General features: G+C 46.4%; 8 protein-coding genes and 1 pseudogene. All 9 read left to right on the top strand.

The window, feature by feature from the left end; all coding sequences use genetic code 11:
• Positions 1-13 precede the first annotated feature (13 nt).
• The 9 genes and pseudogenes from BQ7489_RS01095 to BQ7489_RS01055 all read left to right on the top strand — a co-directional run bounded on the left by BQ7489_RS01095 (position 14) and on the right by BQ7489_RS01055 (position 14,559).
• On the top strand, positions 14-646 hold the full coding sequence (locus BQ7489_RS01095) for a GIN domain-containing protein (RefSeq protein WP_072531960.1): 633 nt from the start codon (positions 14-16) through the stop codon (positions 644-646).
• A gap of 53 nt (positions 647-699) precedes the next feature.
• Entirely contained in the window at positions 700-3,045 is a 2,346-nt protein-coding gene (locus tag BQ7489_RS01090; RefSeq protein WP_072529686.1) for an ABC transporter permease, read from the top strand.
• Between the two features lie 45 nt (positions 3,046-3,090).
• On the top strand, positions 3,091-5,448 hold the full coding sequence (locus BQ7489_RS01085; RefSeq protein WP_239496908.1) for an ABC transporter permease: 2,358 nt from the start codon (positions 3,091-3,093) through the stop codon (positions 5,446-5,448).
• A gap of 265 nt (positions 5,449-5,713) precedes the next feature.
• The gene (locus BQ7489_RS01080; RefSeq protein ID WP_008668732.1) at positions 5,714-6,082 is read left to right on the top strand and encodes a hypothetical protein; all 369 of its coding nucleotides are present in this window, start codon (positions 5,714-5,716) and stop codon (positions 6,080-6,082) included.
• 1 nt (position 6,083) lies between these two features.
• A complete protein-coding gene (gene tnpB / locus BQ7489_RS01075; RefSeq protein ID WP_072529685.1) occupies positions 6,084-6,428 on the top strand; it encodes an IS66 family insertion sequence element accessory protein TnpB in 345 nt (114 codons plus the stop codon).
• A gap of 87 nt (positions 6,429-6,515) precedes the next feature.
• Positions 6,516-8,273: an IS66 family transposase gene (gene tnpC / locus BQ7489_RS01070; RefSeq protein ID WP_072529684.1), complete on the top strand. Its 1,758-nt coding sequence runs from the start codon at positions 6,516-6,518 to the stop codon at positions 8,271-8,273.
• Positions 8,274-8,663: 390 nt separating this feature from the next.
• Positions 8,664-11,938 (top strand): annotated as a pseudogene (locus BQ7489_RS01065) (TonB-dependent receptor).
• Between the two features lie 221 nt (positions 11,939-12,159).
• On the top strand, positions 12,160-13,323 hold the full coding sequence (locus BQ7489_RS01060; RefSeq protein ID WP_072529683.1) for an IS4 family transposase: 1,164 nt from the start codon (positions 12,160-12,162) through the stop codon (positions 13,321-13,323).
• Between the two features lie 48 nt (positions 13,324-13,371).
• Positions 13,372-14,559, top strand: a complete 1,188-nt coding sequence (locus tag BQ7489_RS01055) for an alkaline phosphatase family protein (protein ID WP_072529682.1) — start codon at positions 13,372-13,374, stop codon at positions 14,557-14,559.
• The last annotated feature ends 20 nt before the right edge of the window (positions 14,560-14,579 follow it).

The following is a 14,579-nucleotide window of genomic DNA, read 5'->3' as shown; positions in this document are numbered from 1 at the left end:
ACAGATTATGAAAATGAGATTATACAAATTCCTGGCAATTGCTGGTTTATTTACATTTTTTGCAACAAGCTGCGGATTCGCAAAAGCCGAGAAAAAGGACAAAGACGAAACAACGGAAATCAAGGATGTACGTAAAATAAAGGATTTCCATTCTATAGAGATTGAAAGTGTAGGCGATGTATATTTTACTCAAGGCAAAAATTACTCCTGTGAAATTGAAGGAGAAGCCAAGTATGTAAAAAATACCATAATCTCGGTCGAGAACCAGAAACTCAAGATTAAATTCGAGAAAAAGATGAAAAATGTCAAAAAAGGGATTACCATCCGGATTACGGCACCCAATCTAAAGAATGTATCATTCGGAGGTGTAGGCTCGTTTGTCTGTGACAAAAGGCTGGAAGCCGACGATATCGAATTCAATGTAAGCGGCGTAGGAAAAATGGAAATAAAAGACTTGCACTGCAAGAAAGCAACCCTCACCTTGGAAGGTGTAGGTAAAGCTGATATCAACGTATTTGCCGACAAACTGAAAGCCAATGTAGAAGGAATAGGTTCCGTTACCTTAAGCGGGAAAGTGAAAGATGCCGACCTGTCACGTGACGGAATAGGGAATATCGACAAAAGCGGACTGAAAATAGGAGACTGAATATCCTTGCTTTTCCATTGAAACTTTAATTTTTGTATCGGAGCATCACATTTATGAAAACATTTATACGAAACTTTACACATACCTTCCGGCGTTTCTTTACTGCCGGCATTCTGAACCTTATCGGGCTGAGCATAGCATTCGCTTCTTTCTTTGTCATCATGACCCAGATTGACTACGACTGGAACTTCAACAAAGGCATCAAGGACCATGAGCGTATCTACAGGGTCGTATTCAACCAGGGAGAAGGAAAAGATCCGGTCTCCGTCGTACCCCGTCCGTTGGGCGAAATGATCATACAACAGTCGGCACGTATAGAAAGCGGCGCTCTCGGAGGGTGGTATGAAAAATATGAATTCCAGGTGGGAGACCACATCTTCACCTATTCCTACGGAAGAGGATTCGGCAATTTCATGGAGCCGTTCTCCCCACAAATGGTAGAAGGTTCGGCAGACGCCCTTAAAGAACTGGGTGTAGCCATTATTCCTGAATCACTGGCAAAACAGATTTTTCCGGGCACTTCCGCTGTAGGGAAACATATCTTCTACGGGCGTGCCACCGACAACCAGGAGCTTACCATAGGGGGTGTCTACAAAGATTATCCGATCAACACCACCTGTGAAAACGCCATCTATTTCTCATTCATTGACGGGGCATGGAAAGACGACTGGAGCGAATGGAGTTTCAGCCTGTTCATCAAGCTGAACAGAGCGGAAGACAAGGAAGCAGCCATAACCGATATCATCCAAGGACTTCAGAGAACCTTCAAGCAACTGGAAGGAATCGAATTCGACCAGCAGTCTATCCAACTGATTTCTATGGACGATATCCATTTCTCGCCCATCGTCTCCTCCAATGCAAGCAACCGTACCAGCGTCTTCCTGCTTTTCTGCGTGGCCATCCTGATTATCGTCATTGCAGCCATCAATTTCATGAACTTCACCCTGGCCGAAACGCCGATGCGCATCAAGAGCATCAATACACAGAAAATTCTGGGAGCATCCAAGGCATCTCTGCAGGGAAGCCTCATCATTGAATCGACACTGCTCAGTCTCATTGCCGCCATACTGGCCTGCGGCCTCATCGCCGTCAGCATGGATACCGGTATACAGCAACTGGTACAGTCACGGCTGGCACTGGGCGAACACGGCCTCCTGCTCACCTGCATGTTTGTCATAAGTCTGATAGTCGGTGTACTGGCAGGAGCTTATCCGGCCTACTATGTAACCTCCTTCCCTCCCGCCCTGGTTCTGAAAGGTTCGTTCGGACTTTCTCCCAAAGGAAAAATGCTCCGTACAGGCCTGGTATGCATCCAGTTCTTCGTATCCTTTGTACTCATCATTGCCGTGGGTATCATGTACCTGCAAAGCCATTACATCAACAGCAGCGATTACGGCTACAACAAGGATGAAATCATCATCTGCGACCTGGATCATCACATCAAAAAACAGAAGGATGCCATCATCAACGAACTTTGCCATATTTCGGGCGTAGAGGGAGCATCCGTATCCCGTTTCGTACTGAGCTCAAGCGACAGTTACATGGGCTGGGGACGAGGCGAAGGCGAACAGCGCATGCAGTTCAACTGTCTGCCGGTAGACTATCATTACCTGGACGTAATGGGAATCAAACTGACGGAAGGCCGTAATTTCCTGCCGACCGACGGTGATGTCTACATTTTCAACGAAGCGGCCCGCAAGAAATACCCGTGGCTGAAAGTAGACCAGCCGATATTGCCCGGTGACTATCCGGTTGTAGGCTTCTGTGAAAACATCCGCTACACCAGTTTCCGTAATGACGATAACCAAATACCGATGGCCTTTTTCATCATGGGCAAGGATCATGAAGGCTGGGGATGGGAAAACAAGATCAACATCCGTGTAGGAAAAGGAACCGATAAGATTGAAGCCATAAAGGAGATACGCAAGGTCATGGAAAAATTCAATCCGGACATTGAACCGAACGTATATTTCATGGACGAAGTGCTGGCTCAGAATTACGCCAAGGAAATGCGCTTCACCCACCAGATTGTGCTGTTCTCCATCCTTGCCATCCTGATCAGCCTGATCGGAGTATTCGGTCTCACCATGTTCGAAAGCGAATACCGCCGCAAGGAAATCGGTCTGCGGAAAATCATGGGAAGCAGTACAAACGCCATCCTCTATATGTTCAACCGCCGTTACCTGCTTATCCTGACAGGCTGCTTCATCATTGCGGCGCCGTTCGGATGGTGGGTAGGCAGACACTGGCTGGAAAACTTCAGTGTGAAAACAGCCATCTCTCCCTGGATATTCATCGCGGCCTTCCTGCTCGTGAGTCTGACCACCATGCTCACGGTAACTTATCAGAGCTGGAAAAATGCACATGAAAATCCGATCAATTCCATAAAGAGCGAATAATACGGCATCAATATGCTTTTTCCGAAAGATAAATAACTAAAGCCTATGAAAGGATTGAAAACATACTTCACATACCTGAACCATAACAAGCTTTTCACGCTGGTCAATACTATCGGACTAAGCGTATCACTCATGTTCATCTTGCTGATAAGCAATCTGGTCATCCGTCAATTCACTATTGACAAAGACATGAAAGATGCCGACCGCATCATGGTCTTTTACAATGAAAAATTTGCTGGTGGACATTACAACCTAGGGACATACATGCAGAGCCGTTATCCGGAAATCGAAGATTGGTGCGCAATTTCCGACAATTTCATGCCACCGCAAATTATCATCGACGGTAACAAACAACATATCAATGTTTTTCTTGTCAAGAAGAATTTCTTTGACTTCTTCGGCTTTCCACTCAGTACCGGAAATGCAAAAGAGGTACTAACTGACAATAACAGCATCGTACTGACCCGCTCCGCAGCCAACCGTCTTTTCGGAACTGAAGATGTAATAGGAAGAACCGTCAAAATCGATGTGTTCGATGACACACCGATTACTGTCACCGGTGTTGTACAGGACTTCAACAATTCCATGATTCCTGACAATACGGAAGCGTTCATGCCCTTTGAACTGATGAGCAGGCTCAATAAGATTGCCGCTATCGAGGCAACCGGAATGGACAATGCCGGCAGCACATCGCTTTTCTTCAAGACAATCCCAGGAGCCGACCTGAATGCAAAAAGGAAGGATGTGGAAAACTACTTGCATGACATTTTCTGGATATACAGACTCGGGAATATCAATGAAGCACATTTTGCATCCGTCAGGAAATTCTACTTCAATGAGACCCGATACGTGACCCAACTGAATCAATATAGTTTTGAGAAAGTGATCATATACCTGATAATCGGAATATTAATTCTGCTGATGGCTATATCTAACTATATCAGCATGAGCCTGGCCCAAACCAGTTACCGGGCTAAGGAAATGGCCACCCGTCGGCTGCTTGGTTCTTCACGTCCCGATATATTCTGGAGACTTATATCAGAATCATTCCTGCTTACCTCAGCCGCTTTCATCATTGCTGTCATATTGGCAAAAATCGCAGAACCTTTTGCCATGGATTTATTGCAGACACGACTGGATGTGCTAGGTAATATATCTGCTGCTACCATCATCGGATGCTTGTTGTTGATCGGCCTACTTTCTATCCTTTCCGGATTTATGCCGGCCACCATCCTCTCAAACTATAACCCACTGGACATAGTCAAAGGATCCTTCCGCCGAAAGACTAAGACTGTCTATCTACGCCTGTTGAATATCTTACAGAACGGTATCACCATAGCTATGCTGAGCTGTGCACTCTATCTGAGTGTACAGATATACCGTATGTTGCACGCACCGCTAGGATATACATACGGTAACGTACTCTGTTACACCACGACAGGAGACAAAAAGACACAGATGATTTTCCTGAATGAACTGAAAAAACTCCCGTTTGTCAAACAAGTATCCTTCTCACAAGGTTTACCTGCAGAAGGAGGGAACTCATTTAATATGTATATCGAAACCGGAGACAGTATCAAGAACCTGGAATTCCAAACATTCATCGTCGACTCTGCCTTCATAAACATCTACCACATTAAAATAACAGAAGACAGACACACGATGCCTGACGGACAAAATAACTACTTCATTGATGAAAGAACTATGGAAATACTAGAGAATACCGGACAGACAGACTATCTGACGAGTGTGAAAAACAACAGGAACTTCCGTATTGCCGGACAATTCAAGAATTTCCAGATCCGTACTATTACGTCAGGACAGAAGCCTATACGGATAGCCATTGTATCACCGGACGAATTTTATCCTTGGAACATATCCGTTGAGATGACTGACGGAGACCTAGTAGCATATAAGAAAGAAACTGATGCACTTTACGCCAGACTGACACAATCCGTCACCATACAATCGGACTGGTACGACGTAAAAATCAAAGCCCTATACCATAGTTCTATCCAACTGCAGAAAATTCTGGGTGTATTCACCATCGCGGCATTCATCATCTCATTCCTGGGCCTGACAGCCATGAGTATCTATTTCATCGCACAGCGGAAACGGGACATTGCAATCCGAAAGGTATTCGGGTCGACTTCTCTGAACGAACAACTTAGCCTGATGAAGTTCACTCTGGTTTCACTAGGATATAGTCTAATTATTGCCATACCACTTACCTATATCGGATACCATTTATTAGATAAATGGCTTAATGTACCATTCGCTTCCCCTTGGTGGGTATTCTTCATCGCTTTCGCAGTCATAATCGTCATTTCACTAGTTTCCATTTGGCTAATCGGACGGAAAGCATCACATGAAAATCCGGTCAATAATTTAAAAGTGGAATAATCTATCATCCGGACGGAATCCTTCTCAGATTTCCGTCCGTTTTTATTACTATTCATCCAATAAGTATTCATACGATTTTCATAATTACACAAAACGCAATATACTGATAATCAGCAATAATATAAACACCTACAATTCTCCAAGGACATTCTCGTAAAAGAACTTGAAGAATCCGGAAAAGAACTTGGTAAGCATACTATTTTCCGCCTTGACGCACATTATTCACAACCCTACCTTTGCGCCGTAACCTTTAACAATAATGATTATGGCAAAAGAAAAAGTAAACTATCAGGAGGTATATGACCTCTACCAGTTGTGCAGCGAGACCAAGGATCTTCGGGAGTTCTGTGCTGATTATGGAGTAAACTACGACAAGTTCATGAACTGGCAGCGTCACCAGCTGTGGAGCGAGAAGTTGGGTAAGACAGTCCAGGCTGAACAACCTAAGGTTGCCAAAGTCCAGATAACCGGTAAGCCTTGCAACAGTCCAACCGTGAAGTTGGAAGTGAAACATCCTGAAGGCGAATCTCCGATTAAGTGGGTGAAACTGCAACTGACATCCGGCGCGACACTGTTCCTGAGAAACACCACAGTTCTTGATTTGAGCTTGTTGCTTAATAAAATGATAGGATGATATGCTTGGACTGAGTGCTAACCTGAACTATTACCTGTTCAACGGTAATGTGGATTTGCGGAAAGGCATTTTCCGACTGTGTGAGAGTATAAGGGAAGAGATGTCACTTGACCCGAGCGATGCATTCAATGTATATATGTTCATGTCCCGTAACCGGAAGGTCGTTAAGATACTTCATTATGAACGCGGATTTTATGTGCTTTACGAGAAACGTCCAGTCATGGGTAGATTCAAGAAACCTGTATTTGATGAGGTCTCCAAATGCTACCGGATACAATGGTCGGATATGGCCTATCTTACGGAAAGCATAGTGGTTGACAAGATGTACGTTAGTCCGAAATATTAATATTAATACACTGATTATCAATAAAATAATATAAAAATAAACGGTAAAAAGTTTGCGTAACTGCCTGATTTTTCGTACCTTTATATCATGATTGATGAAAGAGCATACGAGTTACTTTGCTGCCAGCTGGGTCTGGCGAATGAGGAAAAGGCAGGGCTTCGCAAACAGGTAAACGAACTGATTGCGAGGCTTAAGGCTATTGAAGAATCAAACAAAGAGAACTCCAAGGCTCTGGTTGATACAATCAATGAGTTGTCCGCAACAGTCGAAAACTATCGAAAGGAAATGGAACTTATGAGAAAGCAGCTTGAGGCAAAAGACGAGGTGAACATGATGCTGGCAAATGAGGTTTCCAATCTCAGGCTTCAGCTTGAGGACAGCAGGAAACATCGTTTCGGCCGTACCTCCGAGCAAAGAAGGCTGCTGAACAACCGTAACATTGACAAGTCTGCGATGGAGAAGTCCGAGTATGACGGCTCTGATAAGAAAGATGATAATAATAAGGCAGATGGTAACGGTACTGGCAGCAATACCTCTTCCGGTAACGTACCTGCACAGAACTGCAGGCCTTCAAGGAAAAAGGAAACAGCTCCCCGTGCAGAAAAGACCAGGCTGAAGGTGGATAAGGTAGTTGTTCATGAAATAGAAGATTATTACCAACTCCCGGATGGTGCAAGGCTTATGAACCGTAACGGAATGGCTGATGTGTGGGAATACAGGGTCATAGAACATGTAAGGGCTCATAATGTGGAGCATGTGTACAAGGTGGCGAGGGTAAAGCTTGCCGACGGCACTTTCACAAGCACGATGGAGCATCCGCTGAAAAACCTTGGAGGAATCTTCTCTCCTGAACTGCTTGCCCGCCTGCTTTGTCTGAAATATGACTTCAGCATGCCTGAAAATAGACAGATAAGGCTGCTTGCAAGAGAAGGTATCCATATAAGCAACACCACGCTGAACAGCTATATCCATAACGGAATCGCCAAACTAAAGGAATTTATCGGAGATGCATTCAAGGAGTTTGTACAGAGGGCAAAATACCTTATGGTTGATGAGACTACCGAACTCGTTGGAGTTGAAACACCGGAAGGTAAGGCTTACAGGAGAAAGTACTTATGGGCTTTCTTTGCAAAGCATATAAAGATGGTCTATTATCACTATAACAACGGCAGCAGGTCTTCCGATACGGCAAAGTCGTTCCTGGAATATTTTATGGGAACCATATCCACTGACGGATATACGGTTTACAGGATGTTTGACGGAGAAGCCTCAAAGGTGCTTCACATAGGATGCTGGACGCACTGCAGGAGGTTGTGGGTTGATGCCTTGCCTTCAGACAGGACGGCGATGGACATAATAAATCCTATCGGTGATATGTTCAGAAATGAAGACCTGTTCCGTATGATGAAACTCAGCGGCGAGCAGATTAAGGAAAAAAGACTTAAGCTTACGGGACCGATTCTTGAGCGTATCCATCATAAGGTGGTCATGATGATGCAGGATACCAAAATCATGGCAAACGAACTGATGAGAAAGGCCGTGAACTATACGTTAAACCAGTGGAAGTCCCTGAGAAATATCCTCAAGGACGGTTCGGCGGAAATATCGAACAACCTCTGTGAGCAAAGGATGAAACCTGTAAAGCTGCTGCTCAAGAACTGCATGAATATAGGAAGTGAGGCAGCCGCAGAAAACTCGGCATTCATCTTCTCTCTGATAGAAAGCTGCAAACTTAATGACATAGATCCTCAGGATTACCTGAAGCACTTGTTTGAATGTATTCTTCATGGTAATAACTGCGACAAGAAGGCTCTTCTGCCATGTTTTTATAAACCGGAATGTTAAAACAAAAATATTTTCTTACGGACTTTTTTATTTTATCGGCTGAAAAACAGCCGATAAAATTGTCGTGGCGGAATATACAATGGTTACAAGAACTTGTACTTCCCGTAAAAAGAACTTGAAGTCCTACTCCGGATTACAAGTTCTTTGTGCATCTTTTTCCTGTAAACATTTATTCAGGATATCCGGGTTTCTGCCCATTACACAACCATACGCTCTCCAAAGGCCCAATCTTCTTCAATTCAATGCGTATCAAGTCTAATTAGTCAAGCTACCTTGACAAGATTAACACTCTTAAGAACTGATTTTTCATCATTTTGTAACATATTTATACTTTACTTCTCTTATTTTTGCACACAGATTTTAAATCTTTATAATTTTAATACAAAAATTATGGCAAGACAAATGCGATTATTTTTAGTCGTCCTAATGTCTTTGGGGGCGGCAGTCATGAATGCTCAGGTTACTACTTCAGCAATGTCTGGACATGTTTCCGATGAATTGGGCGAAGACGTTATCAGTGCCTTAGTCCGAGTCGTTCATCAACCTTCGGGTACAACTTATAGCGCGATTACCAATACAGATGGACGTTGGGCTATTCAAGGTATGCGTGTAGGTGGCCCATACGAAGTGGAAATCACCTATATCGGGTATGCAGATAAAATCATTGATGATATTACACTTCAGTTAGGTGAAACCTATAACATCAATGTCAGTCTTTCCGAGAACATTACCGAATTAGGAGAAGTAGTTGTGACAGGTACCCGCTCCAAGTTTGCAGCCGAGAAGACGGGTGCGACGACCAACATTTCTAACACTCAGCTGACGGCTCTACCTACCGCAAACCGCAGTATTTCGGACATCGTGCGCCTATCGCCTTACGCTAACGGTATGGGCTTTGCCGGAGGAGACAGCCGTTCCACCAACTTCACACTGGACGGTGCCAACCTGAACAACAACTTCGGACTTTCATCTGCCCTGCCTGGTGGCGGTACGCCTATTTCAATGGATGCCATCGACGAGGTACAGGTTGTGGTAGCCCCCTTTGACGTACGTCAGACCAACTTCATCGGCGGCGGTATCAATGCTGTAACCAAGTCTGGTACGAATACCTTCAAGGGTACAGCCTACTGTACCACAGCAACGAAAACATGCATGGTAACCGTATTGACAATGCCGATCTGGGTGAACGCGGCACCAACCGCAATACCACTTATGGTTTTACCTTGGGCGGACCGATTGTGAAAAATAAACTTTTCTTCTTTGCCAATGCCGAATATTCCAAGATCCCTTCGGTCATCAATCGTTGGCGTGCGTCGGAAGACGGTGTAGCTGATCCTGATAACTACATTTCACGTACTACGATAACCGACTTGCAGAAGGTACGCGACTTCATGATGCAACGTTATGGCTACGATACCGGTTCATTTACTGATTTTCCGGCTGATGAAAGCAACCTGAAGCTGTTAGGACGTATCGACTGGAACATTACAGACAACCATCATCTGGCCGTTCGTTACAACTATACAAAGAATACCGCTTGGAATCCTGTCAACGGCAACTCCAGCGATACAGGATATCGTCTTCGTAACATGGACCGTTTGTCTCAATACTCCATGTCTTTTGCCAATTCAATGTACTCTATGGACAACAAGGTGAGTACCGTTTCGGCCGACTTGAACAGTCGCTTCGGCAACAACATTTCCAACCAACTGCTCTTCACCTACACAGACATTGAGGATGCGCGCGGATCCAACTCTTCGCCATTCCCTTTCATCGATATTATGGGAGGTTATGAAACAGCAGCAGACGGTACTGTTACACAGAGCCTTACTCCTTACATGAGTTTAGGTTATGAACTTTTCTCTTATAATAACCGTGTACAGAACAAGATTACAACCATAACCGATAATTTCACTTATTATGCAGGTGCGCATAAAATTACGGCAGGATTCAGTTTTGAACACCAATTAGCCAATAACTCTTATATGCGTGGAGGAACAGGTTATTACCGTTATCGTTCATTGGATGATTTCTTGAACGGTGGCGTTCCCGAAACAGTAGGCCTGGCCTATGGTTACAACGGCGAAACCAATCCGAATGCCGAAGTGGTATTCAACCAGTACGGCCTCTATGCACAGGACGAGTGGAATGTACAGGAAAACCTGAAGCTGACGGGCGGTATCCGCTTCGACCTGCTGGCCTTCAACAGCGACGACCTGATGCGCAACAACGCTATTTATGACCTGGACTTCGGCGGCCGCCACATCGACACCGGAGCCTGGCCTGACGGCAACGTACAGATTTCACCGCGTATCGGCTTTACTTGGGATGTATTTGGCGACAAGAGTCTGAAGGTGCGCGGTGGTACGGGACTCTTTGCCGGTCGTTTGCCGCTTGTGTTCTTCACCAACATGCCGACCAACTCGGGCATGGTGCAGAACCTGGTACATGCCGACACCTATTATTCAAACGGCGTCGTGACATCGTCCGACCCCCGTCTGCAGAAATTTGCCGGCGGACTGGTGACGGACGTCAACCAGATCCGCGAACTGCTCGGAGCCCCCGAAAGCATCAGCCCCGATGAGGGTACGGTGCCCAGTGAGATTGCCGGTGTAGACAAGAACTTCAAGATGCCGCAGGTGTGGAAGTCGTCACTGGCCGTGGACTATCAGTTCCCCGTGGCCTTCCCGCTGACCCTGACCGGTGAGTTTACCTATACGAAGAACGTGAACGCCGTTATCCTGGACAACTACAACATCAAGCCCATCGACGGCAGTTGGGAACAGCTTCAGGGAGCCGACAACCGCTACATCTACCCCAGCAGCTACCGCTACTACAACAACTTCAGCAACGCCTGCGTGCTGACCAACACCCACAAGGGCTACGGCTGGACCATGAACCTGACGGCCACCGCCGAACCGGTAAAGGACCTGCACCTGATGGCTGCCTACACCCATACGGTGATGAAGGAAATGTCCGGTATGCCGGGTAGCAACGCCTCATCGGCCTGGTCGGGACTTTACTCGGTGAACGGTCCGAACCACGTGGAACTGCATAACTCACAGTACGTCATCCCCGACCGCATCATCGCTTCCGTCAGCTACACCTATCATAAGGACCACTTCAGTCTGTTCTATACCGGCTACCGGGGTGTAGGCTACAGCTTCGTCTACTCCAACGACCTCAACGGCGACGGCAACAACACTGACCTGATGTACATTCCTAAGGACGACAGCGAAATCCACTTCACCAACGAGAGCGACCGCCAGCTCTTCTGGGATTTTGTCAACCAGGACAGCTACCTGAAGAACCACAAGGGCGAGTATGCCGAAGCCTACAGCGCATACGCTCCTTGGGTACACCGCTTCGACTTCCGCTGGGCTCACGACTTCGACCTGAAGCTGGGCAAAACCACCAACAAGCTGCAGCTGAGCGTGGACATCATGAACGTGGGTAACCTTTTCAACTCCAAGTGGGGCGTAGAAAAGAACATGAGCAACTGCAACAACGGCGCCATCCTGAAGGTGGACAAGATAGAAAACGGTACGCCTTACTTCTCCATGTTCAAGAACAGCGACGGCACACCCCTCACCAGCTGGACGTTCAACCGCAACTACGACCAGTGCTGGAAGATGCAGATCGGCGTGAAATACTACTTCAATTAATGGAGAATTGATAAATAATAATTGATAATTGAAAGAGAGCGGTAAACCGGCATACCTGAATGAAAAAAGGACGCCAGTTTGCCGCTCTTTCTTTACTTTTTATCATTAGTGTCCACTAAAAAATCATAGAAGTTCCTTGAAATTATTGAAATTCAATTTGTTATAGGGGATTTTGGAGAGAACGGATTTGAATTTACTTTTGTGGTAATTTTCAGACCGTTATGCATAAAGACCCATATATTTTTGCCCAATTAGTTAAGTTCCTTGACCGAAGTAAATTCAATCGTATCGTTACAAAGTATGAAGGCGATAAATATATCAAAAGCTATACCTGTTGGAATCAACTACTTACGATGATGTTCGGTCAGCTATCTAATCGAGAGAGTCTCAGAGATTTGATTGTGGCTATGGAAGCTCATGCTGGAAAACTTTACCATCTAGGAATCGGGAAGTCTGTAACTCGGAGCAATCTTAGTAAGGCTAATGAGCAACGTAACTACCGCATCTTCGAAGAGTACGCAACATTCATGATTGCCGAGGCTCGCAAGCGTAGAATCAATAAAATATTCGAACTTGACGGTCATGTTTATGCATTTGACTCTACAACGATTGATCTGTGCCTGTCAGTGTTTGAGTGGGCTAAATTTCGCAAACATAAAGGCGGAATAAAGTTGCATACGCTCTACGATATTGAAGCGGAAGTACCTGCATTTGTGCATATTACATCTGCCAATATTCACGATTCAAAGGCTATGTCTGAGATTCCATACGAATCAGGAGCGCATTACATATTCGACCGAGGGTATAACGATTTCAGCAACCTTAATACAATAAATCGTATAGGCGCTTTCTTCGTTGTACGAGCCAAAACAAATGTACGGATCAAGCCTAAAACCTGGAAACGAAGATTGCCGGAAGGTGTAGTTTCGGATGTAATCGGCTGCTTTACGGTTTATAAAAGTTCTAAGGATTACCCCGAAGAACTTAGAAAACTCATCGTTGAGAATCCTGAAGACGGTACACGATACATCTTTCTGACGAATAATCTTAATGCATCTGCGGAGTTAATATCATCGCTTTATCGAAACAGATGGAGTGTTGAACTGTTCTTCAAATGGATAAAACAACACCTCAGAATTAAGAAGTTTTGGGGAACATCGGAAAACGCTGTACGCATACAAATCTATTGTGCGATAATCACTTACTGCCTAGTAGCAATAGTCCAACACGATATGAAATTAGAACGCAGCATCTATGAAGTTCTCCAAATTCTCGGAATTTCTCTAACTGACAAAACACATCTCAGTGACTTGTTTGACAAATCGAATTTCAAAAATGTCAAAGACCGATATGATTCAAGTGAATCGAATTTATTTAATTTTTAACCTTGTCCATTTTTAGTGGACAGTAGTGACTTTTTATATATTTGTCCCATGAGAAAATTTGTACTGTTTATATTCCTGTTTGTGGTCCTCGGCCTGTATGCCGCAGGGCATCCGACGGTCATCGTATCACTCGACGGCTTCCGCTGGGACTATCTGCAGATGTACAATACGCCGTTCCTCGACTCCTTGGGCCGTCGCGGCGTCCGCGCGGTAATGCGCCCCTCGTTTCCCTCGAAGACGTTCCCCAACCATTACACACTGGCCACGGGCCTGGTACCCGACCATCACGGCATCATCGCCAACAAATTCTACGACGTGGCTTCGGGCCGTACCTTCAGCATCGGCGACAAGGTGACGGGCAAGGACGGCTCGTTCTACGGCGGCGAGCCCATCTGGCTGACAGCCCGCCGACAGGGCGTCCGTGTAGGAGTAGTCTACTGGCCCGGCTCTGACGTGGCCATCCGTGGACAGTATCCCGACTACTATCACGACTATGCCCGGAAGCCCCTGCTCACCTACGGCGAACGCCTCAACGAGGTGGAACGGTTGCTGACGCTGCCCCAGGACCGCCGACCGCAGCTCGTCATGCTCTATTTTGACGAACCCGACAGCAGCGGCCACCGTTACGGTCCGGCTTCGCATGAAACCCGCCAGGCGGTGGAAAAGCTGGATTCACTGCTGGCTATTCTGTATACCCGACTGCGTGCTCTGCCCGAAGGCGAGGACATCAACTTCATCGTCACCTCGGACCACGGCATGGCCGCCACTTCGCCGGAGCGCATCATCCGCCTCTCGGACTACCTGCAGCCCGACTGGTGCGAGCGCGTGCAGGCCGACCTGCCCACGCTGATCTTCCCCAAGACCGGACACGAAGACGACATTCTGAAAGCCCTGGAACTGGTGCCCCATCTGCGCGTGTGGCGGCGGGAGAACGTGCCTGCCTACCTGCGCTACGGCTCTAACTCCAACGTGGCTCCCATCGTGGCCCTGCCCGACAACGGCTGGCTGGTGTCCGAAGACGGGCGGGTGAACCTCGGCAACCACGGCTTCGACCCCACGGCGTCGGACCTCTGCGTGCCCTTCCGGGCCGAAGGTCCCGACTTCAAGCACGGATATGTGCGCACTGCGCTGTTCGACAACACCTGCATCTATCCGCTCCTGGCCCATCTGCTGGGCATCGAGCCCGCGCCATGCGACGGCAGTGTCGGCCAGGTGTCCGACCTGCTGGCGTATTGAGTACACATTATAAAAACATA

It is taken from the genome of Bacteroides ilei (genome assembly GCF_900128495.1).
GTDB classification, from domain to species: domain Bacteria; phylum Bacteroidota; class Bacteroidia; order Bacteroidales; family Bacteroidaceae; genus Phocaeicola; species Phocaeicola ilei.
This window is presented reverse-complemented; position numbering and strand designations above follow the sequence as displayed.